General features: G+C 67.4%; 21 protein-coding genes. 9 read left to right on the top strand and 12 right to left on the bottom strand.

What is annotated here, in order from left to right:
- Complete coding sequence (locus FZ983_RS20705) at positions 1–1188, top strand: fused response regulator/phosphatase (protein ID WP_149225414.1); 1188 nt, start codon at positions 1–3, stop codon at positions 1186–1188.
- A gap of 4 nt (positions 1189–1192) precedes the next feature.
- Here FZ983_RS20705 and FZ983_RS20700 read toward each other — a convergent pair whose 3' ends face one another.
- The 5 genes from FZ983_RS20700 to phaP form a co-directional block, all read right to left on the bottom strand.
- Positions 1193–2044: an NAD kinase gene (locus FZ983_RS20700; protein ID WP_247883891.1), complete on the bottom strand. Its 852-nt coding sequence runs from the start codon at positions 2042–2044 to the stop codon at positions 1193–1195.
- A gap of 146 nt (positions 2045–2190) precedes the next feature.
- The gene (gene clpA / locus FZ983_RS20695) at positions 2191–4506 is read right to left on the bottom strand and encodes an ATP-dependent Clp protease ATP-binding subunit ClpA (protein ID WP_109075459.1); all 2316 of its coding nucleotides are present in this window, start codon (positions 4504–4506) and stop codon (positions 2191–2193) included.
- An 8-nt stretch (positions 4507–4514) separates the two neighbouring features.
- Positions 4515–4841 (bottom strand): ATP-dependent Clp protease adapter ClpS, encoded by a 327-nt coding sequence (gene clpS, locus FZ983_RS20690; RefSeq protein ID WP_014246998.1) that lies wholly within the window; start codon positions 4839–4841, stop codon positions 4515–4517.
- A gap of 333 nt (positions 4842–5174) precedes the next feature.
- Positions 5175–5648 carry a phasin family protein gene (locus FZ983_RS20685; RefSeq protein WP_149225413.1) on the bottom strand — a complete coding sequence of 158 codons (474 nt, stop codon included), beginning with the start codon at positions 5646–5648 and terminating at the stop codon, positions 5175–5177.
- A 320-nt stretch (positions 5649–5968) separates the two neighbouring features.
- The gene (gene phaP, locus FZ983_RS20680) at positions 5969–6481 is read right to left on the bottom strand and encodes a TIGR01841 family phasin (RefSeq protein ID WP_149225412.1); all 513 of its coding nucleotides are present in this window, start codon (positions 6479–6481) and stop codon (positions 5969–5971) included.
- Positions 6482–6976: 495 nt separating this feature from the next.
- On the opposite strand from phaP, the gene FZ983_RS20675 reads away from it, so the two are divergent.
- On the top strand, positions 6977–7762 hold the full coding sequence (locus FZ983_RS20675) for a peptidase (protein WP_149225411.1): 786 nt from the start codon (positions 6977–6979) through the stop codon (positions 7760–7762).
- Positions 7763–7767: 5 nt separating this feature from the next.
- On the opposite strand, the gene FZ983_RS20670 is transcribed toward FZ983_RS20675, so the two are convergent.
- The gene (locus tag FZ983_RS20670; protein WP_149225410.1) at positions 7768–8475 is read right to left on the bottom strand and encodes a hypothetical protein; all 708 of its coding nucleotides are present in this window, start codon (positions 8473–8475) and stop codon (positions 7768–7770) included.
- A 533-nt stretch (positions 8476–9008) separates the two neighbouring features.
- Between FZ983_RS20670 and FZ983_RS20665 the strand changes: the two genes are divergently transcribed.
- Entirely contained in the window at positions 9009–10256 is a 1248-nt protein-coding gene (locus FZ983_RS20665) for a D-alanyl-D-alanine carboxypeptidase family protein (protein ID WP_149225409.1), read from the top strand.
- 30 nt (positions 10257–10286) lie between these two features.
- On the opposite strand, the gene FZ983_RS20660 is transcribed toward FZ983_RS20665, so the two are convergent.
- The 3 genes from FZ983_RS20660 to FZ983_RS20650 form a co-directional block, all read right to left on the bottom strand.
- Complete coding sequence (locus tag FZ983_RS20660; RefSeq protein ID WP_247883890.1) at positions 10287–11021, bottom strand: response regulator; 735 nt, start codon at positions 11019–11021, stop codon at positions 10287–10289.
- A 98-nt stretch (positions 11022–11119) separates the two neighbouring features.
- Entirely contained in the window at positions 11120–11611 is a 492-nt protein-coding gene (locus FZ983_RS20655; protein WP_149225408.1) for an MmcB family DNA repair protein, read from the bottom strand.
- A 124-nt stretch (positions 11612–11735) separates the two neighbouring features.
- On the bottom strand, positions 11736–13250 hold the full coding sequence (locus FZ983_RS20650; protein ID WP_247883889.1) for a PAS domain-containing sensor histidine kinase: 1515 nt from the start codon (positions 13248–13250) through the stop codon (positions 11736–11738).
- A 368-nt stretch (positions 13251–13618) separates the two neighbouring features.
- On the opposite strand from FZ983_RS20650, the gene FZ983_RS20645 reads away from it, so the two are divergent.
- The 5 genes from FZ983_RS20645 (at position 13619) to FZ983_RS20625 (ending at position 21880) form a co-directional block, all read left to right on the top strand.
- Entirely contained in the window at positions 13619–15055 is a 1437-nt protein-coding gene (locus tag FZ983_RS20645; protein WP_149225407.1) for a hybrid sensor histidine kinase/response regulator, read from the top strand.
- Between the two features lie 280 nt (positions 15056–15335).
- Positions 15336–17567, top strand: coding sequence for an ATP-binding protein (locus tag FZ983_RS20640; RefSeq protein ID WP_149225406.1), 2232 nt, complete (start codon positions 15336–15338; stop codon positions 17565–17567).
- A gap of 594 nt (positions 17568–18161) precedes the next feature.
- Positions 18162–19550, top strand: coding sequence for a bifunctional enoyl-CoA hydratase/phosphate acetyltransferase (locus FZ983_RS20635; protein ID WP_149225584.1), 1389 nt, complete (start codon positions 18162–18164; stop codon positions 19548–19550).
- Between the two features lie 14 nt (positions 19551–19564).
- On the top strand, positions 19565–20749 hold the full coding sequence (locus FZ983_RS20630; protein ID WP_149225405.1) for an acetate/propionate family kinase: 1185 nt from the start codon (positions 19565–19567) through the stop codon (positions 20747–20749).
- A 222-nt stretch (positions 20750–20971) separates the two neighbouring features.
- Positions 20972–21880 carry a LysR family transcriptional regulator gene (locus FZ983_RS20625; RefSeq protein WP_149225404.1) on the top strand — a complete coding sequence of 303 codons (909 nt, stop codon included), beginning with the start codon at positions 20972–20974 and terminating at the stop codon, positions 21878–21880.
- On the opposite strand, the gene FZ983_RS20620 is transcribed toward FZ983_RS20625, so the two are convergent.
- Together FZ983_RS20620 and pgi are read right to left on the bottom strand one after the other, a co-directional pair.
- Entirely contained in the window at positions 21867–22121 is a 255-nt protein-coding gene (locus tag FZ983_RS20620; protein ID WP_085088340.1) for a hypothetical protein, read from the bottom strand. The genes FZ983_RS20625 and FZ983_RS20620 overlap by 14 nt on opposite strands.
- Positions 22122–22272: 151 nt before the next feature.
- A complete protein-coding gene (pgi, locus tag FZ983_RS20615) occupies positions 22273–23925 on the bottom strand; it encodes a glucose-6-phosphate isomerase (protein WP_149225403.1) in 1653 nt (550 codons plus the stop codon).
- A gap of 205 nt (positions 23926–24130) precedes the next feature.
- Between pgi and FZ983_RS34225 the strand changes: the two genes are divergently transcribed.
- Complete coding sequence (locus FZ983_RS34225) at positions 24131–24298, top strand: hypothetical protein (RefSeq protein ID WP_014247017.1); 168 nt, start codon at positions 24131–24133, stop codon at positions 24296–24298.
- 165 nt (positions 24299–24463) lie between these two features.
- Here the strand turns inward: FZ983_RS34225 and FZ983_RS20610 are convergent.
- Positions 24464–25754, bottom strand: a 1291-nt coding sequence (locus FZ983_RS20610; protein ID WP_149225402.1) for a pitrilysin family protein, incomplete at its 5' end; no start/stop codon positions are given.

Raw genomic sequence — 25754 nt, 5'->3', positions numbered from 1 at the left:
ATGCCCGTGCCTGCCTTGTCGCTGTCGGACTGCCGCGTCCTGATCGTCGACGACAACGAGTTCAACCGCAAATCGCTGGCCCTGGTGATCCGCCGCGCCGGCATCACCGACATCGCCTTCGCCGAGAACGGCCGGGAAGGGCTGGCGGCGGTCGACCGCTTCCGTCCCGATCTCGTCCTTCTCGACGTCGACATGCCGGTGATGAACGGCTGGGAGATGTGCGAGGCGTTGCGCCGCAACGCGACGCATGAGGAACTGCCGGTCCTGTTCCAGACCGCGCTGGACAGCGACGAGGAGCAGGTGCGCTGTTTCGAGGCCGGCGGCAGCGATTTCATTTCCAAGCCGATCAAGCCCGGCGAATGCGTCGCCCGCGTCCGCCATCAATTGGAAAAGCGCAAGCTGTTCAGCGATCTCGCCGCCTTTCGGGAGAGGGTGCAGCGGGAGCTGTCGCACGCCCGCGCCATGCAGACCTCGCTTCTGCCGGAAAAGCGGCGGTTGGCGGAGGTGGCCGACCGCTACGGCCTGACGCTGGACGCCCATTTTGAGACATCGTCGGAGTTGGGTGGCGATTTCTGGGGACTCTACCCGCTGGGCGACCGGCGGCTGGGGCTGCTGATGGTCGATTTCGCCGGGCACGGCATCACCGCGGCGATCAACACCTTCCGTCTGCACACGCTGATCGACCGCTTTCCCATGCACCATGTGGCGCCGTCGCAATGGCTGGCGCAGCTGAATGCCGCGTTGAAGGACGTGCTGCCGACGGGACAGTTCGCCACTGCCTTCTTCGGCATCCTCGACCTTGCCATCGACACGCTGACCTTCGCCGCAGCGGGGTCGCCCAATCCTGTGCTGGGCACGCCGGCCGGCGTGAAGGGCGATGGGCCGGACATCCGGCTGCTCGATTCGGCCGGGCTGGTGCTGGGCGCCTCGCGGCGGGCGCAGTATGTCGACCGCAGCTTCCGCCTGCCGCGCGGCGGCTTCCTGTTCCTCTACAGCGATGCGCTGATCGAATGCGGCGGCGATGAACTCGGCCCGTTGGGGCAGGATGCCGTGCCGGACTTCGTCCGCGACGCGCTGGCCAAGGACCGCGTCCACCCGCTCGGCCCGATGATGGACAGCTTCTACGCCCGCACCCGCCTGCCCCTGCGCGACGACCTGACCGCGGTGTGGGTCGCCAGAAGAGCGTGAGGAGTCAAGGCGCGAACTGCTCCTTGAGGATGCGTTCCTCGAAATTCAGTTCCGGGTCGAACAGCAGGGTCAGGCCGACCTCGCGGCATTCCTGAACCTCCACCTGCAGAACCTCGCGCACCTCGGTGAAGTCGGCGACGGCGCTGACCGGGCGCTTCACCTCCTCCAGAACGTCGAAGGTGATCCGGGCGGCGTGGGGCAGCAGGGCGCCACGCCAGCGCCGCGGACGGAACGCGCTGATCGGCGTCAGGGCCAGAACCCCGGCGTTCAGCGGCACGATGGGGCCATGGGCCGACAGGTTGTAGGCGGTGCTGCCGGCCGGCGTCGCGACCAGGGCGCCGTCGCAGATCAGCTCCGGCAACCGGACCACCCCGTCGATGGTGATGCGCAGCTTGGCAGCTTGGCGGGTTTCGCGCAGGAGCGACACTTCGTTGATGCCCAGCGCTTCCACGCGCTCGCCATTCACCCTGGTGGCGATCATGCGCAGCGGGTGCAGGCGGACATGCTGCGATGCCACGATGCGCTCCGCCAAATCCTCCTCGCGGTAGGCGTTCAGCAGGAAGCCGACCGACCCGCGGTTCATGCCATAGACCGGTGTCGGCCGTTCGCGATCACGGGTGAGCGCCCGATGCAGCGTTTCCAGCAAGAAGCCATCGCCACCCAGCGCCACGATCACGTCGGCCTCGTCCGGCATGGCGTTGCCGTAGCGGTGGACCAGCCGGGTGCGGGCTGCGCGCGCCTCGTCCGTGTCGGCGCAGGCGAAGGCGATGCGCAGCGCGTCGGGCGCGGGCAGCAAGGGGGCCTGCGCATCTGTGGACTGCTGAGCTGCGGGCTGCATGGCGGCGGGATCGGTCATGGTGCCGACCATAGCGCAGTCCGGCCTTCGCGCAAAAGTATCGCGCGGTGACGAGACGATGCAAAAGAGCGCATTCGCCGGCGGGACAACAAAAAGGGGGCCGCGGACGGCCCCCATTTTTCACGATATGAAACGGAGTAGCCGGGTTACTCGACCATCTCCGACACCATTTCCTCGTCGTCGTCGCCGGAGGTGCGCTTCGGCCGGTTGCCCTCGGCATAGTCGAAGGCCGGCTTGTCGTCCTTGACGGTGACCTTGACGAGGCCGCCCTTGCTGAGCTTGCCGAACAGCAGCTCTTCCGCCAGCGGCTTCTTGATGTACTCCTGGATCACGCGGCCAAGCGGACGGGCGCCGTAGAGCGGGTCGTAGCCCTTCTTGCCCAGCCACTCGCGCGCCTCCTCGTTCAACTCGATGGACACGCCGCGGTCTTCCAACTGCGCTTCCATCTGCATGATGAACTTGTCGACGACGCGGTTGATGACCTCCTGCGTCAGCGGCGCGAACGGGATGATCGCGTCGAGACGGTTGCGGAACTCCGGCGTGAACATCTTCTCGACCGCTTCGATGTCCTCGCCGACCCGGCGGTCACGCTCGAAGCCGATGGCGGGCTTGGCCATGTCGGCGGCCCCGGCGTTCGAGGTCATGATCAGGATGACGTTGCGGAAATCGACGATCTTGCCGTTGTGGTCGGTCAGCTTGCCGTGGTCCATGATCTGCAACAGGATGTTGAACAGATCCGGGTGGGCCTTCTCGATCTCGTCCAGCAGCAGGACGCAGTGCGGGTGCTGGTCGATGGCGTCGGTCAGCATGCCGCCCTGGTCGAAGCCGACATATCCCGGCGGGGCGCCGATCAGGCGCGACACCGTATGCCGCTCCATATACTCCGACATGTCGAAGCGGGTCAGCTCGATGCCGAGAGTCATGGCGAGCTGGCGGGCCACCTCGGTCTTGCCGACACCGGTCGGGCCGGTGAACAGGTAGTTGCCGATGGGCTTCTCCGGCTCGCGCAGGCCGGCGCGGGCCAGCTTGATCGCGGAGACCAGCGCGTCGATCGCCTTGTTCTGGCCGAAGACCATGGTCTTCAGGTCACGCTCAAGGTTCAGCAGCGTTTCCTTGTCGTCGCGGCTGACCGACTTCGGCGGGATGCGGGCGATCTTGGCGACCACCGCCTCGACGTCCTTCACGCCGATCTTCTTGCGGCGCTTGTTCTCCGGCAGCAGCATCTGCGCCGCACCGACCTCGTCGATGATGTCGATGGCTTTGTCGGGCAGCTTGCGGTCGCCGATGTACTTCGCCGACAGTTCCACCGCGACGCGGATGGCGTCGTTGGTGTAGGTGACCTTGTGGTGCTTCTCGTAGTACGGCTTCAAGCCCTGCAGGATCTTGATCGCATCCTCGACCGACGGCTCGTTGACGTCGATCTTCTGGAAGCGGCGGACCAGCGCCCGGTCCTTCTCGAAGTAGCTGCGGTATTCCTTGTAGGTGGTCGACCCGATGCAGCGCAGCGAACCGGAGGCCAGCGCCGGCTTCAGCAGGTTCGAAGCATCCATCGCACCGCCCGAGGTGGCACCGGCGCCGATCACCGTGTGGATCTCGTCGATGAAGAGGATGGCCCCCTCCGTCGCCTCGAGTTCCGACACGACGGCCTTCAGCCGCTCCTCGAAATCGCCGCGGTAGCGCGTGCCGGCCAGCAGCGAGCCCATGTCGAGCGCGAAGATGGTGGCGTTGCGCAGCACCTCCGGCACTTCCTGCTGGACGATGCGACGGGCCAGGCCCTCGGCGATGGCGGTCTTGCCGACACCGGGGTCGCCGACATACAGCGGATTGTTCTTCGACCGCCGGCACAGGATCTGGATGGTCCGTTCGACCTCCTGCTCCCGGCCGATCAGCGGATCGATCTTCCCGCCGGACGCCTTCTTGTTCAGGTTGACACAGTAAGCCTCGAGCGCTTCGCTGCCTTTTTTCACGACCTTCTCCGCCGCCGCCTCGTCGTCAGCGCCCGAGACACGCTTTGTTTCCGAGCGGCCCGGAGCCTTCGCGATTCCGTGAGAGATGTAGTTGACCGCGTCGAACCGGGTCATCTCCTGCTCCTGCAGGAAATAAACCGCGTGGCTCTCGCGTTCAGAGAACAAGGCGACGAGCACATTTGCTCCCGTCACCTCCTCACGTCCCGACGACTGGACGTGGATGGCCGCACGCTGCAGAACCCGTTGGAAACCAGCCGTCGGCTTGGCGTCATCGGGCCTGTTCGTGATAAGGTTCGCAAGTTCGTTGTCGAGGTAATCCGACAGTTCCGCGCGCAGTCGGTCGAGGTCGATCCCGCAAGCGCGCAAGACGGCGGTAGCATCGGAGTCTTCGGTCAACGCGAGAAGCAGATGTTCGAGCGTCGCGTATTCATGCCTGCGCTCGTTCGCGTGGGCCAGGGCTCGGTGCAGCGTCTGTTCCAGGTTACGCGACAGCATGTGTGGGTCTAATCCTTTTCTAACGTGCATTGCAGCGGGTGCTGGTTCTGGCGCGCAAAGTCCATCACCTGCGTGACTTTCGTCTCCGCCACCTCGTAGGTGAACACGCCGCACAACCCCACACCCCGCCGGTGCACATGCAGCATGATCTGTGTCGCTTCCTCCCGCGATTTGCTGAAGAAGCGTTCGAGAACGAGAACGACGAACTCCATCGGAGTGTAATCGTCGTTCAGCATCAACACTTTGTACATCGACGGCTTTTTGGTCTTCGGCTTGGCCTTGACGACCACGCCGCTGTTTGTGCCGTCGTTGCCCTGCTTGTCAGAGTCGGCCATGGTCCCAGTCGAATGTCATCGCGATGCACTGTCTATGTGAATGATATGGGCATTTCGGTCGCGGTGGGAAGGGGCCGTTTTCAGTCACCCTCCATTTGGCAGACCCTCCTTTGGTCCGCCGGCCCTCCCGCTACCCCGTAATAGGAGACATCGCTTTCGGTCGGGCCGCAATCGGCGGAAAACCCTAGCCCCTTTCCGTGGCATCGCGGGGATTCAGTCGAATGTAAACACAAAGCGGCCCGGCACCCCTGTCAGGGATGCCGGGCCACCGCAATGCGGGCCATCACCTGGGAACGGTCGGCAGGCCGGTCAGGCCCCGGCCGGTTCCGCCGATCAAGCGGCCTTCTTCGACAGGACCTCGACCGTGGCGTTGACGCGGGCGCTCAGCGGAGCCAGCGCCTCGTTGGCGATCTTGACGGTCAGTTCCTGCATCTTGGTGCTTTCCGACACCAGCGCGTCGATGCTGGCCTTGGTGTAGGCGTTCTGCAGCTCGATCAGTTCCTGGATCGTCTTCACCGCCAGCAGGGCCTTGGCGTTCGACACGCTCTTCTCCAGCGAGGACTGGGTGAAGGCGGCGACCTGCTTGCCGGCCTCTTCGGCGCCCTTGGCGACGACGGTGCCGGACTTCACGAAGGCGTCGACATTCTGCTTGGTCAGCACGGTCAGCTCGTCATAGCCCTTCAGCACCTGGGCGGAGGCCTTTTCGATCTGCTCCTGCTGGGCCTTCACGAGGCCTTCCAGGTTCTGCTTGGCGGTGGCGATGGCGTCTTCGACGGATTTGGTGACGGCGGTGATCTGGTCGGACATGGCTATGCTCCTCGCGCTCTCTCAGGGGTCAACCGCGCGGCCCCGCCGATGCGGCGACCGGGTGCGGAGTGGGTTGAAACCCTCGGACCCCGGCAGGGCGGGCGCCCGAGATATGCTGCACTGCAACATAAGCAGAATTTAAGGAAAGCGGGGGCCTGAGTCAATGGCGGAATTGTGCACTGCACAAAAATCCAGAAGTGCAAGCCGTGTCTTATTCAAACGCAAACGGCCCGGCAACCGCGTGGTGGTTGCCGGGCCGTTTGTGACGGCCGGGGCCCATCGCTGAACCCCGGCCGTCACACTCCATCGGATCGGGCCGGTCAGGCGGCGATCGGCTTGGAGAAGGTCTCCACCGTCGCGGTGACGCGGGCGTTCAGCGGGGCCAGCGCCTCGTTGGTGACCTTGGTGGTCAGCTCCTGCAGGCGGCTGGTCTCGGCCAGCATCGCGTCGAAGCTCGACTTCAGGAAGTCGTTCTGCAGCTCGACGACTTCCTGCAGGGTCTTGGCGGACAGCAGGGCCTTGCCGGTGGTGATCGACTTGTCCAGCGCCGACTGGCCGTAGGCGACGACCTCGCGGCCCAGATCCTCGGCGCCCTTGGCGGCGATGGTGCTGCTGGCGATCAGTGCCTCGACATTCGCCTTGCCGGTGGCCTGCAGGTCCTCATAGCTCTTCAGCAGCTGGGCGGCGGTCTTCTCGAACTGCTCCTTGGCGGCGGTCGCGGTCTGCTCGAACTGCTTGACCGTCTGCTCCTGACCGGCCTTCACCAGACCCTCATACTGCTCCTTGGCCTGGGCGGCGACGTTCTCGAGCGACTTCGGCGTGAACTGGTTCATGACGCGCGTTCCTTCCTGGCTGATGCCGACGTTTGGAAGATGGGCCCGGCCGCCGCGGAGCGGGGCGCGATGCCTGCCGGCAGCGGTTTGCGTTGCGTTTATACGTTGTGCATCCGGTCCGGCCGGTCCCCGAAACCGCAATTCGGCCTCAGGAATGCTGCACTGCAATATGAGGATTTTATGGGCTAAGCTTGGGGCGCTGTCAACAGTCCGTTCGGCAAGTACCCGGCCTGTACTTTTGCACTGCACCATACCCCGATTGCGCGAAATTCCGATGAGCACGGCGTTGCGGACGTTGCCGACGGGTGCGGTGGTCGCGAAGCCGGTGGCAACTCCTTAAGGAAGCAACTCCTTAACGAAGGATTTACCGGCGGTGGGACAAGTGTAGCGTGGCCGTGGGCGTGAATCGCCTCGGCCAATGGTCAGGTGCGGCGCTTGGACGCGGCGCTCCCGGCCGTCCGCTCTCCAGGCCGCATCTTTGGGACCCCTTCGATCATGACCTATTGCCTTGGCATCAAGACACGCGACGGCCTGATCGGTCTGTCGGACGGCCGCATCACCAGCGGCTCGCAGCTTTCCTCGGCCCGCAAGGTGACGATGATGGGCAGCGGCGGCGACCGCTTCTTCATCATGAATTCCGGCCTGCGCAGCGTGCGCGACAAGACGCTCGCCTATCTGCGCCGCGACATGCAGAAGCGCCGGGGCGAAGCCTACCCGACCATGCTGGACGCAATATCGGCCTTCACCGCCTGCCTGCGGCAAGTCGCCGCGGAGGACAAGGAGTCGCTGGAGGCGTCGAAGCTGCACTTCAACCTGCACGCCATCATCGGCGGCCAGCTGGCCGAGGACCGGGAACCCTACATGTTCCTGGTCTATCCGGAAGGCAACTGGATCGAGGTGGACGAGCGCACGCCCTACCTGTCGATCGGCGCCACCGCCTACGGCAAGCCGATCCTTGACCGGGCCCTGACCTACGGCACCGACATGCAGACGGCGCTGAAGCTGGCCTATCTGTCCTTCGACAGCACCCGCTTTTCCAGCAACGACGTCGGCTTTCCCATCGACATGGTGTCCTACCATGCAGACTCGCGCAGCTGGCGCCAGTCGAACTACGACTACGACGACCTCAGCGAACAGCGCCAGTGGTGGAACCGCAATCTGACGGAACTGGCCCGCCGCATGCCGGACGGCCCGTGGGTCGAGACGCTGGTGCCCGACAGCCTGCGCCCGCGCCTGATCGCCGAAGAGCCGGCCGAAGAGCCGGCCGAAGAGCCGGCCTGAGCGGTTCAATCCTCCGGAAGGGCGCCGAGCATCAGCGCCCCGAAGGGTGCGGTCGGGCCGACCAGACCATAGCGTCCGACTTGGACCTCGAAGAACACGCCGCCGTCCGCCAACTGGCCGGAGGAGGGCAGGGTGCGCGGCGCGTCCTCCGGCTCCGGCAGGCCGGGGAAGGCGACGCCGGTCGGGTCGATGCTGCGCAGAAGCTCCGGGAACCGGGCATCGGTGAAGCGGCTGGACGGGTAGGGAAAGGCGGTGAAGAACCACTGCCCGGCGCGGCAGCCGTTGATCAGCCAATAGAAGCCGTTGGACGGAAGCCGCAGCCCGTGCGGCGGCGGGTCGAACGCCCCGTCCTCGCGCAGGCGGCCGATGAAGCTGTCGTACTGTGCGGCGCTCAGTTGCAGCGACGCCTTGCGGCCGCGGGCGGCGGAGAAGGGATCGGCCGGCGTGATGCGGGCGAGGTCGGTCGCCTCGATCACATGCGCCTCCACCGCGGCACCGCCGCGCTCGGGGTCGCCGACAACGTCGTATGTCCGCACATGACGATTGTAATCGGCGTTGAAAACCAGGCGGAAGCGGTCGGTCCCGTCCTTGCCGCAGCGTGACCTCAGGTCGTCGCCGTTGAGATAGCTGAACCAGGTCAGCTTGCGCGCCACCGGATTGTCGGTCGGCCCGGTGGAACTGCAGCCGGCGAGCGCCAGCAGGGATGCCGCCACGGATGCCGCCACACGGGCCGCGGTTGCACGGCGGGAGATGCCGCGGCGAAGCCCCCCGGGGGAAAAGGCGTCGGCCGGAACGGTTGTTCCCGGTGCGCTTGTGTCCGGGACGCTTCTTTGATGACCACGGCTCATTGTCGCTTGCCTCGCGTCAGCGGCCCCTGGTAGGTGGAGGGCGCAGGTCGCGGCGGCAAGCCCGATCGCCGGGCCCCGGCCGATCGGAGGGTGCCGGTAATCCGTCTGCCCCCATGCCGTAACCCCTCCGCTTGCGTGCCGTCCTCCGCGGTCTTCCCCGTCATCCTCCGTCAGCCAGGACCTGCCATTTTGGTCACAGACACTGCCAAAAGCCAAAGCAAGAAATTAACGAATTCCTGCTAGACACTGATTTCGCACGAATTTACCATTGAACCAAGCACCAAAATCTAGCGGTTGGCGGGGCCATCATGAGTGTAACGCGCAACACCGTTCGTAACGGATTGTTTCCGTTCGCCTTTCGCGGAACGGATACGGCCGGCGGGCGGAGTTCGGCGGGTGTGGGACGCCATTTCCTCGCGGCGGCCGCGCTGCTGGGCATGGTGGCCGTAGGGTCCGGCCTCTCGGCGGCCGAAGCGCTGGCGGCGAAGGCCGCGGCCATCGTGGTCGATGCCCGTACCGGGCAGGTGCTGATCGACCAGGATGCCGACGCCATCGTCCATCCGGCGTCGCTGACCAAGATGATGACGCTGTACCTCGCCTTCGACGCGCTGGAGGACGGTCGCCTGTCCCTCGACCAGCAGTTGCCGGTTTCCTCCTTTGCGGAGAGCATGTCGCCGACCAAGCTCGGCCTGCGCGCCGGCCAGACGCTGAAGGTCGAAACCGCGATCCTCGGTCTCGTCACCAAATCGGCCAACGACGCCGCCGTCGTCCTGGCGGAGGCGCTGGGCGGCACCGAGTCCCGCTTTGCCGAGATGATGACGCGCAAAGCGCGCGAGCTGGGAATGCGCCGCACCGTCTACCGCAACGCGTCGGGCCTGCCGAACATGGAGCAGGTGACGACCGCCCGCGACTATGCCGCGCTGTCCCGCGCCCTGATGCGCGACCATGCCAAATACTATCCCTATTTCAGCCGCCGCAATTTCGTCTATGGCGGCCGCACGCTGGCCAACCACAACCGTCTGATGTCCCGCTACGAGGGCATGGACGGCATCAAGACCGGCTACACCGTCGCGTCGGGCTTCAACCTCGCCGCATCGGCGGTGCGGGACGGGCGCCGTCTGGTCGGCGTAGTTATGGGCGGCAAGTCCGCCGGGTCGCGCGACAACAAGATGGAGGCGCTGCTCGACCAGGCCTTCGGCCGGGCCAGCCATGGCCGCGACGACGGGCCGGTGATGGCCAGCCTCGACACCACCCGCTCCGACGCTGTCGATGCCGAGGGGGATGACGACGACGAACCGGTGGTGAAGGCCAAGCCGGTGCGCGCCGCCGTGCAGATGGCCGCGGTTCCCGCCGCTCCGGCGCGGGAGAGCAAGGCCGCGCGCGATGCCGGTTCGCATTGGGGTGTCCAGGTCGGCGCCTTCTCCAGCCGCGCGGCCGGCAACAAGGCGGTCAGCCAGGCGGTCAAGCAGGCTCCCTTCATCCTGCGCGCGGCCAAGGCCAGCGTGGTGGAGGCGAAGGCCGGCAAGGACACCGTCTATCGCGCCCGTCTGACCGGTCTTGACGAGAAGGACGCGCGCAAGGCCTGTGCGGTGCTGACGAAGCACGGGCACCATTGCGTCGCCGTATCGCCCGGCGAGCGCGGCTGACAGGCGCCCATCGCGGAACGGGGCGGGGGATCACCCCCGCGTCGCCGCGGCGCAACGATCCAGAAACGCCAGCGCCGGCGCCATTGCGCCGGTCAGATCGGCGATCCGCCGCGGCAGGTCGGCACTGCTGCCGTCCTCCAACGCCGCCTCCAGTGCGCGGGCGGCGCGGCGCAGGGCGAGGCAGCCATACTGGCCGGACACGCCGGCGATCTTGTGCGCCATCGCCCCGGCAGTCATCCGGTCCCCGTTCCGCAAGGCTTCGCCGAGCGTCCGATCGTGCTGGCGCAGCACGGCCGCCGTCTTGCCGATCAACTCGGCGGTGCGGTCGGGTGGCAGCATGTCCCACATCGTCGCGATGGCGCCTTCGTCGAAATCAGGCTCGACCACCGGCGGTGAGGCTTGCGGCGAGCCGGCCAGCGCGGCGGCCAGCGCGTCCAGTTTCAGAGGTTTCGCCAGGATACCGTCGGCACCGCAGCCGGCGCAGCGGTTACGGCCATCCGCGGTGATGCTGGCCGTCAGCATCAGGATCCGCGGGGTGCCGCCGCCCGGTCGGCCGCGGATGGCGCGGACGGCCTCGTCGCCGGGTAGGCCCGGCAGTCCCAGATCCATCAGGATCAGGTCGAAGGCGATCTGCGCGGCGGCCGCGACGGCGGCCGGGCCATCCTCCACCGCCACCACCCGATGGCCGGCACGCTCCAGCAGGGCACGGGCGGCAAGGCGGGTGACCGTCTCGTCTTCCGCCAGCAGGATGTGCAAGGGGGGCATGCCGGTCCGCTCTTCCCGGTTGATCAGAGGACCGCAGTCTAGACGGTTCCTGGCCGGCGCGCATCCACACCATGAGACAGTGTCGGATGGGGGCGACGTCACACGGTGGGAGAGGCCTGGGTGAACATCGGATCCTCGATCCGGTGCAGGCGCCCGGCGCCGGTCATCGCCGCGCGCAGCAGCAGGGTCTTGCGGCGGGCGGCAGCCAGCTTGCTGACCGGCGCCTCGCGCAGGATCTCGGCGCCATAGGCATCGGCGACCATCAGCCCGCAATCTTCCGGAATCAGCTCTGTCGGGAAACCGTCATCGACGGCGAAATAGAAGGCATCGCACCATTCGCGATACTCCTGCCATTTCTGGTCGGACCGGAAATCGGGAACGCCGCTCTTCACCTCGACGATCAGGATGCAGCCGGACTCGTCGATGGCCAGCACGTCGGCCCGCCGTCCGCTCGCCAGCCGGAACTCGGTCAGGGTGGCATAGCCGCGCGTCGCCAGCGCCCGCCGCACGCCGCGGAAGATCGGCACCGCTCCGCCGGCGGACAGGGAGGTTTCACCATCGGAAGCCGGAACGGCAAGGTCGTCGCTCATTGGCGCTGTGCCACCACTGGAAAATAGAACGGTTCGGGAACGATGTGGACACAATGCCGCGTCGGCCCCGCGGCGCCAAGGGGCAAAAAGAGTATGGCGGGTTGCGGCCGGTCCGGAACCGGACTCAGCCCGGAATGATGACCGGGGGCAGGGGAGCCGGCCTGCAACGGTCGCGCGGCAGGCTGCGGTCGGCGGGGAACACCAGAACGGCGGCGGTGCCGACTCCCGGCTCGCTGGTCAGCTCCAGCCGGCCGCCATGCATTTCAGCCAGCCGCTTGACGATCGGCAGACCCAGCCCGGTCCCGCGGGAATTGCGGGCGATGGTGGAATCCTGCAGCTCGAAGGGGTGGAGGATGTGGGGAAGCTCGGCGGTCGGGATGCCGACGCCGGTGTCGGCCACCATCAGCCCGATCCCGCCGTCCGGCATCAGCTGCGCCGTCAGCACCACTTCGCCGCCCGGCCGGGTGTGGGTGACGGCGTTTGACAGCAGATTGGTCAGCATCTGGGTCAGCGCCTGGGCGTCGCCCTGCAGAAGCGGCAGGTCGGCCGGCACGTCGCGGCGCAGGCGGACCTCGCCCTCGGCCGCGACCTCCTGCAGGGCTGCGGCGACCTTGAGCGACAGGGCGTCCAGATCCACCCCCTCTTCGGCCATCGGCATGGTGCCGTCCAGGCGCGACAACTCCAGGATGTCGTCGATCAGGGCCAGCAGATGGCTCCCGGCATCGCGGATGTCGCCGGCATAGCTGCGGTAGCGCGGGTTGCCCAGCGGCCCGAACGGCTCTGACAGCAGCATCTCGGAAAAGCCCAGAACGGCGTTCAGTGGCGTCCGCAACTCATGGCTCATCTGCGCCAGGAAGGCGCTCTTGGCGCGGCTGGCGCTTTCCGCCTCGCTGCGGGCGGCGCGCGCCTCCGCTTCGCGGACGCGCATCCGTTCCTCGTTCAGCTTCAGCGTGGTGACGTCGGTGTAGTGGACCAGCACGCCGCCGGGCACCGCATGTTCGCGGCTGAGCAGCCAACGCCCGTCGGGCAGCGGCACGACCACCGGCGGCTCCAGCCGGCGATGCCGCTCCAGCCGCACCCTCATCCAGCTCGCACGCTCCTCCTCCGTGGTCAGGCGGGGGTCGGACAGTGCGAAGCTGCGGGCCAGCTCCTCGAAGGGCACGCCGGGCACCAGCCGGTCGGCCAGCGCGGGCAGGTCGCTTTTCAACCGGCTGTTGGCGTGGACAAGGCGGTCGTCATGGTCGAACAGGGCGAAGCTCTCGGCGCTGTGCTCCAGCGCCGCGGTCAGGCTTTCGGCCAGCGCTTCGGCCACGGAGGGCGCCTCCGGGCCCAGGTCGGTCAGGATCGCGCTGAGGCCGCCGGGCGCCGGGGCCGCCACCACCCGCCAGCGCACGGGAATGCTGCCGCGCCGCGCCGCGACCGTCCGCTCCACCGGTTCATGCAGGGCGTCTGCCAGCACCGCGAACAGTCCCGGGCAGGCGGCGTCGGTCGCACCGCCGCGCAGCCGGCGGCCGGCCAGAGGGGCGGCGCCCAGCAGCCGTTCCGCCGCCGCGTTGGCCGACTGCCATTCCAGGTCCGTCAGTGCCCCGGTGCAGTCGCGGTGGGCCTTGAGAATGGCGACCGCAACCGGCAGCCGCATCGTTGCCGACAGGAAAAGATCATCGGGTAGGACTTTCCCAGCGGTTGCCCGGCCGCTTTCCCCATCGTCACAAGTCTGCGCGTCGCATTCCATCCATCCATCATTGCGGCCCATTCCTAAAAAACGCTGAAGGCCAAGCCCGGAATGGCCACGATTATTTGTCGAATTGTAACAGAAAGCCTCCTTTGCGGATGGCTTCTATCGGATTTACCGAAAATGCAACAAAAGGTTTGATTGCGCCGGATGTTACGATCTTCGCGTACGCTCTGCCCAATGGCGGGCTTTGCAGCGCGCGATGGCTTCCATACTCTGGTAGCTCCACAGCGTGATCGTTGCCGGGGCGTTATGGTTTGGATGCAGGTGTGGCCATGAACGGCAGCCAAGACGATGCCGACTGCCCGGCGCCTCCGATTCTGGTGTTCGGCGTAGACGGACGGCTGGCAGACTGGTCTCCGGCGGCCGAAGCCTTGCCGGGTCTGGCCGGCCGCCTTGCGGCCGGGATGTCGTCCGCCGACCTGGAGGAGCAGGCCGGGCCGGGCGCCATGGTTGTCCCGCTGGCCAGTGGCGGGGCGGTGTGGCGGCTCGCCAACCTCACATCCTCCACCACCCACCCCGTCCCGACTTCCGCATCCGCGGACAGTCCCGCCACGGTTCCGGCCGTACAGCCGATGCACGACCCGGCGGGACGCCTGTTCGCGGCGGCGAGTCATGACCTTCGCCAGCCTCTGGCGGCACTGTCCCTGCTGATCGGCACGCTGGACGGCCGGTTGAAGGAGGGCCGCACCGGCGCGGCGGAGCGGTCGGGGCGCGACCTGCTGCACTCGATGGCCCAGGCGGTGGAGTCCATGCGCAGCATGGTGGATGGTCATTTCGATCTGGTCCGCCTGGAAAGCGGTCTGGTCGAGCCGGACATCCGCACCCACGCCGTCAACGGGGTCCTGATGCGGCTGGCGCTGGACGTGGCGCCGCGCTTCGCCGACCGCGGGGTGCGCTTCAGCGTGATGCCCTGTTCGGCGGTGGTGCGGACCGACTCCGCGCTGCTGGAGCGCCTGCTGCACGGGCTGGTCGCCAATGCCCTGCGCGTCACGGCGCATGGCCGGGTTCTGGTCGGCTGCCGCACCCGCGGCGACCGCCTGCGGATCGAGGTGTGGGACAGTGGCCGCGGTCTGTCCCCGCAGCGGTTGGAGGCGCTGAGGACGGAACTGGCGCGTCCGGCCGGGGAGGGCTCCGGCACGCTGGGGCTGGACCTGACGCTGGTCCGCGGCTTGGCACGCAAACTCGGCTTCGGGCTGGAGGTGTGTTCGGCGGAGGGGCGGGGCACCGTCTTCGCGGTGATCGTTTCGCGCTCCGTCGAGGCGGCAGAAGGCGCCGGCAAAGAGGAACCGCTTGCCTCGGCTGCGCCGGAGGGCGGTGGGGCCGACATCAGCCGGACCCGCATCCTGGTGATCGAGGACGATCCGATGGTGCTGGCGGCACTGGAGGCGCTGCTGAGCCAATGGGGGTGCAGCGTGGTGGGTACGGAATCCTATGATGCCGCCGTCGAACGGATCGGCCCGACGCCTGACCGATTCGACCTCATCATTTCCGACCTGCGGCTGAAGGGAGCGGCGAATGGCATCGTCGCCATCCGGCAGATCGCCAAGCTGTTCGACCGTCCGGTGCCCGGCATGATCCTGACCGGCGATACCGATCCGAAGCGTCTGCGCGAGGCGCGCCTGTCCGGTTATCCGTTGCTCCACAAGCCGGTAGCACCGCTCGCCTTGCGTACGGCGGTCATCCACCTGCTTGGGCACGATCCGCTCTGATAATATTGACTCTAAATAGGTGGCGGAGTCGGCAGTGCGGAAAAGGGTAATGGAGGGGGCGTGTTAATCGTTGCTGCAGCGCAATGACTTTTCTGAAACAGAGGTCGCAAGAGTGCGACAAAATGCGACAGAGTTCTTGCGATGATCCCTTCTGGTAACGTTTTCTTATCCACCGATGGTTAGAGATACCTCCCTCTTTCGTTTAATGTGGATCTTTCACATACCCATTTATGTCTTTCCGTCGCTATGATCTGGTATGGGCGCGACGGAGGGCAATCGGATGAACCGGCGATATCGGGGAGACGGACGGGCGGGCACGGCAGTTCCAGCCATCGTCTTTGCCGGCCTGTTCCTATCCCTCAGCGCCTTCCTTCTGATCCGTGCCGCGACCGGCGATGCCGAACATGCCCTGGCCGATCGTCAGGCCATCCAACTCCACGATGAACTCAAGAGCGGCTTCGACCATCAGAGCGTCCTTCTGCGCGCGCTGAGCGGTCCCATGGCCGGACCGGAGCCGGTGACGGAGGCGAGCTTTTCCTCGGCGGCCGAACCCCTGCTTCCGCTCTATCCCAACCTCCGCGCCGTCGTCTGGGCACGGCGGATGGCCGAACGCGACCTGCCGCTGCTGGAGCGGGCGATGCGGTCGGCCGGCCATACCTCCTTCGCCGTCCGCTATGCCGTCGAGGACGCAGCCCTGGAACCCGGCGCCGACCGGTTCGTGAATGTGCTTGCCGAGCCCAAATCGGCGGTCGGCCTGATCGGCCTGGATATGGCCAGCCTGCCCGGTCAGCGCGATGTGCTGGTCCGATCCTGTGCCGCCAATCGCGTGGTTGCGGCCGAGGGCGAGCCGCTGCGGGCGGAGTTCGGTCCGGATTCCGCCCTGATCTACCTGCCGGTCTACTCGCGCGACGTCGATGTCGGGGAGGGGTGGTTAGCCGCCCGTACGGTCTGTGATGTCCTGACCGGCTTCCTGTGGACCAGCTTCGATGTCGGTCAGTTGCTGCGTGATGCGGTTCTGCGGGTGGGGCTGACCGTTGGTGACGCCTATCTGCTGGACCCGAAGGCGGGAGCGCCGCGGCTGCTTGCCGCCGAAGGGGCGCTCAGCCGTCCCGGCGAGCTTCCGCATTCTCCGATCCGGCCGCTGACGCTGGAGCAGCTGACCGGGGAGGCGGCGTCGCGCGCCATCGTCCGCGATATCGCCTATGGCGGGCGGGTGTGGCGGCTGTACGTGGTGCCGGGGCCGGTGCGGCTGTTCAGTGCCGACGACCGGCTGGCCTGGACCATGCTGATCGGCGGGTTCCTTCTGACCGCCGGTGCCGCCGCCTATGTGCTGCGCGAGGCGCGGACGAAGCGCCTGCTGCGCACCGAGGCGCGTGCCCGCGCCGCCATGGCTCGCGCTTTACGTGAAAGCGAGGAGCGGTTCCGGATGGCCTTGCGCCATTCCAAGGTGACGCTGTTCACCCAGGACCTCGACCTGCGGCATCTGTGGGTCTATTGTCCGCAGCCGGACTTCCGTCCGGAACGCATGATCGGCCGTACCGATGCCGAACTGTTCCCGCAGGACGCCGACCGGCTGATTCCCATCAAGCGGTCGGTGATGGAGCGCGGGATCGGCGCCCGCTGCGAAGTGGAGATGTCCCATAACGGCATCCGCCGCGCGCTGGACCTGTCGGTGGAGCCGATGCGCGACGACACCGGGGCGGTCTGCGGCATCATCTGTGCCGCGGTCGACATGACGGAGTCGGTCGAAATCCGCGAGGCTATTGCCCGCGCCCATGCCGAGGCGGAGCGCGCCAACCAGGCCAAGAGCCGTTTCCTGGCCGCCGCCAGCCACGACCTGCGCCAGCCCTTCCAGGCGATGAGCCTGTTCCATCACATCCTGTTGAGCAAGCTGGACGATCCCCAGCAGGTGGAGGTGGCGAACAAGCTGGGCGAGGCGCTGAGCGCCGGCAATACGCTGCTGTCCACCCTGCTCGACACCTCTGCGCTGGAGGTCGGCAACGTGAAGCCGCGGGTCGTCGATTTCGACGTGCAGGACATCCTTGGACGCCTGTCCATCGAGATCGGCGATCAGGCTGCCGACCGCGGGCTGGAGTTGCGGATGGTGCCCTGTTCGGCCCGCGTGCGCAGCGACCCGATCCTGTTGGAGCGGATGGTGCGCAACCTGCTGGTCAATGCCCTGCGCTACACCACCGAAGGGCGGATCCTGCTGGGCTGCCGCCGCCGCTGCGATAGCGAGGGCGGCGACCGCCTGTCCATCGAAGTATGGGACACCGGTCCCGGCATCGCCGAAGCCGAGATGACGGCGATCTTCGAGGATTTCTACCGCTGCGGCACCGACCAGCGCGACAGCGGGCGCGGCCTGGGTCTGGGGCTGTCGATCGTCCGCCGCATGGCCCAGATGCTGGACCATCCCGTCACCGTGCGGTCGCGGGTGGGGCACGGCACCGTTTTCACCGTCAGCGTACCGCGTCTCGTGCAGCATTGCTCCTGCGCGGCTGCCGCGGAGTGAACGGACGGACAGGCGCCTGCAGACCGGTCCCTGCCGCCACCCAGGCCATGCCGCAGCGCGCAATGGTGGCAGTTTTTCCCGCCGGTCCGCTTTTCTCGTCCGTGGACGCGCAAGTTTCGGTTATGCTGCGGCCGCTCACCGCTCCGAAACGAACTCAGTAACCCAGCTGCAACAATAGCTTGGCAACTTTATTGATGTAGGTCATTGGGTCCCCTGGCCATGGGGGCTATTTCTTTCGCACAAGCACACTCCTTGGAAAATCCTTGGAGAGTGAAGGTTCCGCTTCGGCGGGACCCAACAAGACGGGTTCCGGCCCGATGCCATCGGCTTGCCACAGCGGGCGCCGCGGCACGGGAACCGGGATCGGGAGGATACGGCCTGCCGCGGCGACGGGTGCCCCATTCCAGGGGGCATCCGTCCCGGTCTCCGGCATACGGGTTGGCCTGCGGACGGGCTTCCGTCCGTCCGGCGGTCCGTTGGTCGGGCGCCGCGATCCTTTTGAGGAGCTTTGAGATGGACACCGTCACCGCCGCCCTCTCCGCCGCTCCGGCGGGCCGCAGCGGCATCGTTCCGACCGGCAAGAACGGCAGCCCCATGATCGAAAACGTCACGTTCGAGGAAATCCGCATCGGCCAGCAGGCCAGCCTGTCGCGCCGGCTGACCATGTCCGACATCGAGCTGTTCGCCACGGTGTCCGGTGACCTCAACCCGTCCCATGTGGACGAGAACTACACCGCCGACCACAAGGTGGTCGGGCACGGCATGTGGTCCGGCTCGCTGATCTCCGCGGTTCTCGGCACGCTGCTGCCCGGCCCCGGCACCGTCTATGTCGGCCAGGATTTGCGTTTCGAACGCCCGGTCCTGCTGGGCGACATCGTCACCGTGACGGTCACCGCCAAGTCCAAGGATCCGCAACGCAAGACGGTCGTTTTCGACTGCCTCGCCGCGAACCAGGACGGCAAGACCGTCGCCACCGGCGTCGCCGAGGTGATCGCCCCGACGGAAAAGTTCTGCCGCGCCGCAGCGGAACTGCCGCAGGTGCAGGTGATCCGCCATGACGGCCACGAGTTGATGCTGAAGAAGTGCGAGTCGCTGCCGCCGGTGCCGACCGCCGTCGTCCATCCCTGCGACGAAAGCTCGCTGCGCGGCGCCGTCGAGGCGGCCGAGGCCAACCTGATCGACCCGGTGCTGGTCGGGCCGGAAGCCAAGATCCGCTCGGTCGCCGACACGTACGGGCTGGACATCTCCCGCTACCGGATCGTCGACGTCGCCCACAGCCATGCCTCCGCTGAGACCGGCGTGCGGCTGGCCCGCACCGGCGAGTGCGAGGCGGTGATGAAGGGCAGCCTGCACACCGACGAGTTGATGGGCGAGGTGGTGAGGAAGGAGACCGGACTGCGCACCGGCCGGCGCCTGAGCCACGTCTTCGTGATGAACGTCCCGACCTACCCGCGTCCGCTGCTGATCACCGATGCGGCGATCAACATCTACCCGACGCTGGAGGACAAGGTCAGCATCGTCCAGAACGCGATCGACCTCGCCAAGGTTCTGGGCACCGAGGTTCCGCGCGTCGCCATCCTGTCGGCGGTCGAGACCATCAACACCAAGATCGCCTCGACGCTGGAAGCCGCCGCGCTGTGCAAGATGGCCGACCGCGGGCAGATCACCGGCGGCATCCTGGACGGTCCGCTGGCCTTCGACAACGCCATCAGCCGCGAGGCCGCCATCACCAAGGGCATCAAGTCCGAGGTGGCCGGTCAGGCCGACATCCTGCTGGTCCCCGACCTGGAGGCCGGCAACATGCTGGCCAAGCAGCTGTCCTTCCTGGCCCATGCCGATGCCGCCGGCATCGTTCTGGGCGCCCGCGTGCCGATCATCCTGACCAGCCGCGCCGACAATGTCCGCACCCGTCTGGCGTCCTGTGCCGTGGCCGTCCTGTCGGCCGCCGCCCGCCGCCGCGGTGCCGCCGCCGCGGCCGAGTGAGGAGGGCAGGTTCCATGTCCAACGCGATCCTCGTCATCAATGCCGGCTCCTCCAGCCTGAAATTCTCGGTGTTCCGGGATCATGGCGGCGGGGATCCGGTGGTCACCATCAACGGCCAGATCTCGGGCATCGGCACCCAGCCGGTGTTCGAGGCCAAGGACGCCCAGCGCCGGCCGCTCGCCGACAAGAGCTGGGGAGCGGGGGAGGCCAGCGACCGCACGGCGCTGCTGTCCTACCTGCTCGACTGGATCGAGGAACGGCTGGAAGGGGCGACGCTGATCGCCGCCGGCCACCGGGTGGTGCATGGCGGCGTCCGCCACGCGGCCCCGGTGCTGCTGACCTCCGCCCTGATGGACGAGTTGGACGGTCTGGTGCCGCTCGCCCCGCTGCACCAGCCGCACAACATGGCCGCCATCCGCGCGCTGGCCGAGGCGCATCCAGAGCTGCCGCAGGTCGCCTGTTTCGACACCGCCTTCCACCGCAACCAGCCCTGGCAGGCGCAGACCTTCGCCATCCCGCGGGAGCTGACGGAGGAGGGCGTCCGCCGTTACGGCTTCCACGGCCTGTCCTACGAGTACATCGCCCGCCGCCTGCCGGAAATCGCGCCGGAGCTGGGCGACTCGCGGGTTGTGGTCGCCCATCTCGGCAGCGGTGCCAGCATGTGCGCCATCCATGGCGGGCGCAGCGTCGACAGCACCATGGGCTTCACCGCACTCGACGGCCTGCCGATGGGCACCCGCTGCGGCACCATCGACCCCGGCGTGCTGATCTACCTGATGCGCAAGGGCATGGACGCCGGTGCCATCGAGAAGATGCTGTACAACAAGTCCGGCCTGCTCGGCGTGTCGGGCATCTCCAACGACATGCGCGCCCTGCTGGAGAGCAGCGACCCGCATGCCCAGGAGGCGGTGGAGTTGTTCTGCTTCCGTATCGCCAAGGAGACCGGCGCGCTGGCCGCGTCGATGGGCGGAGTGGACGCCGTGGTGTTCACCGCCGGCATCGGCGAACGCTCCGCCCCGGTGCGGGCGCGGGTCGGCGACAAGCTGGCGTGGTTGGGCGTGGAGATCGACGCGGCGGCCAACGAGGCCAATGCGGCGAAGATTTCCACTCCGGGAAGCCGCCTGCCGGTCTACGTCATCCCGACCGATGAGGAGCGGATGATCGCGCTTCACACGCGCAAGGTGCTGACGGGACGGTGAGGGGTTTGTGGGGAGGTGTCGGCTGACGATGCCCCCACCCCAACCCTCCCCCGCTGGGCGGGGGAGGGGGCAGGATGCTTGTCGACGTTCGGCGGCAGTCCCTCCCCCGCCCAGCGGGGGAGGTTAGGTGGGGGTCTAACGTAGCCACCCCCACATCCCCCTGGAGCCCACCCCCCATTCGGTGCTAGCACCCCCCGACATCCAGCATCGTCCGGGGAACCCGTGGTCCGCCCCTATCTGCCGCTGAACGCCCTGCGTGCCTTCGAGGCGTCGGCGCGGCATCTCAGCTTCACCCGCGCCGCCATCGAGCTGTGCGTGACCCAGGCCGCCGTCAGCCATCAGGTCAAGCTGCTGGAGGAGCGGTTGGGCGCCAACCTGTTCCACCGCCTGCCGCGCGGCCTCGCCCTGACCGACGAGGGGCGGGCGCTGCTGCCGACTCTGGAGGAAGCGTTCGACCGCATCGGCGGCCTACTCGACCAGTTCGAGGGCGGGCGGTTCCGCGAGGTGCTGACGGTCGGCGCCGTCGGCACCTTCGCCGTCGGCTGGCTGCTGCCGCGGCTGTCCCGCTTCCGTGAGGCGCACCCCTTCGTCGATTTGCGCCTGTCCACCAACAACAACCGCGTCGACATCGCGGCGGAGGGGCTGGACTACGCCATCCGCTTCGGCGACGGCGCCTGGCACGGCACCGATGCCGTCCGCCTGTTCGACGCGCCGCTGTCGGTGCTCTGCGCGCCGGAGATCGCCCGCCGCCTGCGCGACCCCGCCGATGTCGGCCGCGAAACCCTGTTGCGCTCCTACCGGGCCGACGAATGGCCGGGCTGGTTCGCCGCCGCCGGGGTGGAGCCCTCGGCCATGCCGCCAGTCAAGGGACCGGTCTTCGACTCCTCCACCCTGATGGTGGAGGCGGCGATCCAGGGCGCCGGGGTGGCGCTGGCCCCGGTGGCAATGTTCCGCCGGCCGCTGGCGCTCGGCCTGATCGAGCAGCCCTTCGCTGTCACCGTGTGCAAGGGCGCCTACTGGCTGACATCGCTGAAGTCGCGGCCGGAGACGCCGACCATGCGCGCCTTCCGCGACTGGCTGTTCGCCATGGTCGCGGAAGACGGCACGGACCGAGCGGTCAGGACAGGGTGACGCGGCGCGGCGCCTGTTGCCGCTCTTCACGCCGCTGCCAGAAGCGCAGACGCATCCGCGGCGCCACGAACCAGGCGATGGGAGCCGCCAGCACGATGCTGAGGATCACCACGGTCGGCATCAGCGTCATCGCCTGCTCGGAAAAGCTGGGGACCGCAAGGACAAGGACGGTGCCGATGCCGAAGACCACACCCTGGATCATGCCGTAGATCAGGATGGCGAGGCGTAAACGGGTGGACATGGTGCTGCTCCGCTGAAGTGGATTGGTGCAAAGACCGCTTCCCTCTTCAACCCCCACGCTCCCGCAATGTTCCGAACGCCATCGGGAGGGGACCAATCCGCCCGATAGCGTTCGTATACATACAATTACTTGGCGTAAGCCGGGCCGTTGCTTACCGGTGCGCCCGCCACCACGCCATCAGTCCGGTGGTGGAGCTGTCATGCGCCCCCTCGGCCGGACCGGTTTCCATCTCCGGCAGGATGGTGTTGGCCAACTGCTTGCCCAACTCCACGCCCCACTGGTCGAAGCTGTTGATGTCCCAGACGATGCCCTGGACGAAGACCTTGTGCTCGTACAGCGCGATCAGGGCGCCCAGCGTCGCCGGGGTCAGGCTCTGGATCATGATGGTGTTGGATGGGCGGTTGCCGGGGAAGACGCGGTGGGGGACCAGCGCCTCCACCTCATCCGCCGGCTTGCCGGCCTTGGTCATCTCCGCCCGCACCTCGTCGGCGGTCTTGCCGCGCATCAGTGCTTCGGCCTGGGCGAAGACGTTGGACAGCAGGATGCGGTGATGGGCGCCGGCCTCCGCCCCGATCGGGTTGTGGGTGGTCGCTGCCGCCACGAAGTCGCAGGGGATCAGCGAGGTGCCCTGGTGGATCAGCTGGTAGAAGGCATGCTGGCCGTTGGTGCCGGGTTCGCCGAACAGCACCGGGCCGGTCTGATAGTCCACCGGCTCGCCACCGCGGGTTACCGACTTACCGTTGCTCTCCATGTCCAGCTGTTGGAGATAAGCGGGGAAGCGGTGCAGATACTGGTCGTAGGGCAGCACCGCGTAGGACGACGCGTCCCAGAAATTGCGGTACCAGACGCCCAGCAGGCCCATCAGCACCGGCATATTGCGCTCCAGCGGCGCGGTGCGGAAATGCTCGTCCATCGCATGGGCGCCGGCCAGCAGTTCGGCGAAGCGCTCCGGCCCGATGGCGATCATGATCGGCAGGCCGATGGCCGACCACAGCGAATAGCGGCCGCCGACCCAATCCCAGAAACCGAACATGTTGGCCGGGTCGATGCCGAACTTCCGCACCTCCGCCTCGTTGGTGGAGACGGCGACGAAATGCTTGGCGACATGCGCCTCGTCCTGCGCGGTCTCCAGGAACCAGCGGCGGGCAGAATGGGCGTTGGTCAGCGTCTCCTGCGTCGTGAAGGTCTTGGATGCGATGACGAACAGCGTCGTCTCCGGGTCCAGCCACTTCAGCTGTTCGGCCAGATGGGTGCCGTCGACGTTGGAGACGAAATGCAGGGCGACATGGGCATGGGCGAAGGGCTTCAGCGCCTCCGTCGCCATGACAGGCCCGAGGTCGGAGCCGCCGATGCCGATGTTCACCACGTCGGTGATCGGCTGGCCGCTGTAGCCGCGCCATTCGCCGTCGCGCACCGAATTTGCGAAGGCGTCCATCCGCTCCAGCACGGCGCGGACGGCCGGCATCACGTCGCGGCCGTCCACCGTCACCGGGCGGTCGGAGCGATTGCGCAGCGCGGTGTGCAGCACGGCGCGCTTTTCCGTCAGGTTGATCGGTTCGCCGCCGAACATGCGGGCGCGCACACCCTCGACATCCTGCTGGCGGGCGAGGTCGAGCAGCAGGCCGACCGTATCCCGCGTGATGCGGTTCTTCGAATAATCGAGGAACAGCCCCGCGGCCTCCATCGAGAAGGCCTTGAACCGGCCGGGATCGGCGGCGAACAGGTCACGCATGTGCGTGTTGGCCATGTCCTGGCGGTGTTGGGCGAGAGCGGCCCAGGCGGGGGAACGGGTCAGCGCGGTCATGATGCTTTGGACTCCTTGACGTCAGCGGTCCTTTGACGCGGCCCATCTGCGGGGCGTGGGGAGCCTAACACCGACAACCGGCAACGGCCACGGGCCAAAACGCGGCAGTCGGCGCGGCTTAACGGCCTATGCGGGGCGGCCAGTGGTGCAACCGGGTGGGGGAGCGGGGTGTTGTGGATCAGAGGCTTTGCAACAGGAGGACGCCATGTCGGATAAGCCCGTTACCCCGCCGATTGAGGAGCGCGAAGAGCAACGCGACCGCGACGATGCCGCGCGGCCGGATCAGGTCGGGATCATTCCGGGGAAGGTGCCGGGGAGCCCGGTCGATCCAAGCGATCCGCGCTTTCCGGGGAGTCAGCCGGATTTGGCGTGAGGGGAGGGGCTTCGGAGCGGGTTTGCCCCCTCCCTAACCCTCGCCCGCTAACGCGGGAGAGGGAACTGCCGCCGCTCCGTTGTGGAAGCCCGGCAAACGCCCTACCCCCTCCACCGCCGAAGGCGGGGGAGGGATGGGGAGGGGGCATCCGAAGTCGAAGCCCCCTCAACTCCCCCCGTCGACCGTCCGCGTCGGCGTCACGCCTTCCGGCTTGCCGACCAGCACGGTCAGCAGCTTGGCCGGGTCGAGCAGGCGCTGGGCGACGCGCTTGATGTCGGCCTGGGTCACGCCGTTGATGTAGCGGTCGCGCTGGTTCAGGTAATCGATGCCCAGCTTGTCGCGCTTCACCTGCAGCAGGACGCGGGCGATGGCCTGGGTCGAGCCCAGCTGCAGTGGGAAGGAGCCGGTCAGATAGGTCTTGGCGTCGGCCATTTCCTGGTCGGTCAGGCCATCCTTCGCCATCCGCGCCCATTCCTGGCGGATGATGTCCAGCGCCTGTCCGGCCTTGGCATTGACGGTGGAGCCGCCGGCCATCACCACGGCGGCATGGTCCATCGGGATCAGGTAGCTGTAGACGCCATAGCTCAGTCCGCGCTTTTCCCGGACCTCCTCCATCAGGCGGGAGCCGAAGCCGCCGCCGCCCAGCACATAGTTCATCACCGTGGCGGCGTACCAGTCGGGATCGTCGCGCTTCACCCCCGGCTGGCCCATCAGCATGACGGTCTGCGCGGTCGGGCGCGGCAGCAGGATGGTCTGGCCCAGCCCGGACATCGTCACGTCGGCGATCGCCGGCGCCTCGGTCTTGGCCGGCAGGGTGCCGAACACCCGGTCCAGCGCCTTGCCGAGGTCTTCCGGCGAGATGTCGCCGGCGGCGGCCACCACCAGCCGGTCGCGGCCGAACTGGCCCTTCACGAAGGCGCGCAGGTCGTCGGGCGTGACGGTGGGCAGAGTCTCCAACGTGCCGCGCACCTCGCCGCCATAGGGATGATCGGGGAAGGCGGTGGCGTAGAACTGGCGGCGCGCGACGTAGTTGGGGTCGGCGAGGTCCCGCTTCAGGCTGGCCATGATCGAGGCCCGCATGCGGTCCAGCGCCTCGGGCGCGAAGTGCGGCTCGGTCAGGGCAAGCCGGGTCAGGTCCAGCGCCTCGTCGCGGTGTTCGGTCAGGGTGCGCAGCGAGCCGCTGAACCCGTCGCGCCCGGCATCGAAGCCCAGCGCGATGGCCTTGTCCTGCAGCCGCGCCTGGAATGCCTGCGAATCGTAAGGACCGGCCCCTTCGTCGAGCATGGTGGAGGCGAGATTCGCCAAGCCCTCCTTGCCCTTGGGGTCGGTGCCGCCGGCCCCTTCGAAGGCCCATTCGATCGCCAGCACCGGAACCTTGTGGTCCTCGACCAGCCACGCCTCGATACCACCGGGGCTGACCACGCGCTTGATATCCATCGCGTGGGCGGGGGAGAGG

It is taken from the genome of Azospirillum sp. B21, assembly GCF_008364825.1.
GTDB lineage: Bacteria > Pseudomonadota > Alphaproteobacteria > Azospirillales > Azospirillaceae > Azospirillum.
Note: the sequence above shows the minus strand (reverse complement) of the source record. Positions and strands in the feature narration are given on the sequence as shown.

Bases quoted from the DNA above. Each gene is read 5' to 3' on its own strand.
- FZ983_RS20630 (WP_149225405.1), top strand. From the start codon at position 19,565: ATGTCCAACGCGATCCTCGTCATCAATGCCGGCTCCTCCAGCCTGAAA.
- FZ983_RS20675 (WP_149225411.1), top strand. From the start codon at position 6,977: ATGACCTATTGCCTTGGCATCAAGACACGCGACGGCCTGATCGGTCTG.
- FZ983_RS20620 (WP_085088340.1), bottom strand. From the start codon at position 22,121: ATGTCCACCCGTTTACGCCTCGCCATCCTGATCTACGGCATGATCCAG.
- FZ983_RS20650 (WP_247883889.1), bottom strand. From the start codon at position 13,250: ATGCGGCTGCCGGTTGCGGTCGCCATTCTCAAGGCCCACCGCGACTGC.
- FZ983_RS34225 (WP_014247017.1), top strand. From the start codon at position 24,131: ATGTCGGATAAGCCCGTTACCCCGCCGATTGAGGAGCGCGAAGAGCAA.
- pgi (WP_149225403.1), bottom strand. From the start codon at position 23,925: ATGACCGCGCTGACCCGTTCCCCCGCCTGGGCCGCTCTCGCCCAACAC.
- FZ983_RS20705 (WP_149225414.1), top strand. From the start codon at position 1: ATGCCCGTGCCTGCCTTGTCGCTGTCGGACTGCCGCGTCCTGATCGTC.
- clpA (WP_109075459.1), bottom strand. From the start codon at position 4,506: ATGCTGTCGCGTAACCTGGAACAGACGCTGCACCGAGCCCTGGCCCAC.
- FZ983_RS20635 (WP_149225584.1), top strand. From the start codon at position 18,162: ATGATCGAAAACGTCACGTTCGAGGAAATCCGCATCGGCCAGCAGGCC.
- phaP (WP_149225412.1), bottom strand. From the start codon at position 6,481: ATGAACCAGTTCACGCCGAAGTCGCTCGAGAACGTCGCCGCCCAGGCC.
- FZ983_RS20655 (WP_149225408.1), bottom strand. From the start codon at position 11,611: ATGAGCGACGACCTTGCCGTTCCGGCTTCCGATGGTGAAACCTCCCTG.
- FZ983_RS20640 (WP_149225406.1), top strand. From the start codon at position 15,336: ATGAACCGGCGATATCGGGGAGACGGACGGGCGGGCACGGCAGTTCCA.
- clpS (WP_014246998.1), bottom strand. From the start codon at position 4,841: ATGGCCGACTCTGACAAGCAGGGCAACGACGGCACAAACAGCGGCGTG.
- FZ983_RS20700 (WP_247883891.1), bottom strand. From the start codon at position 2,044: ATGACCGATCCCGCCGCCATGCAGCCCGCAGCTCAGCAGTCCACAGAT.
- FZ983_RS20660 (WP_247883890.1), bottom strand. From the start codon at position 11,021: ATGCCCCCCTTGCACATCCTGCTGGCGGAAGACGAGACGGTCACCCGC.
- FZ983_RS20685 (WP_149225413.1), bottom strand. From the start codon at position 5,648: ATGTCCGACCAGATCACCGCCGTCACCAAATCCGTCGAAGACGCCATC.
- FZ983_RS20645 (WP_149225407.1), top strand. From the start codon at position 13,619: ATGAACGGCAGCCAAGACGATGCCGACTGCCCGGCGCCTCCGATTCTG.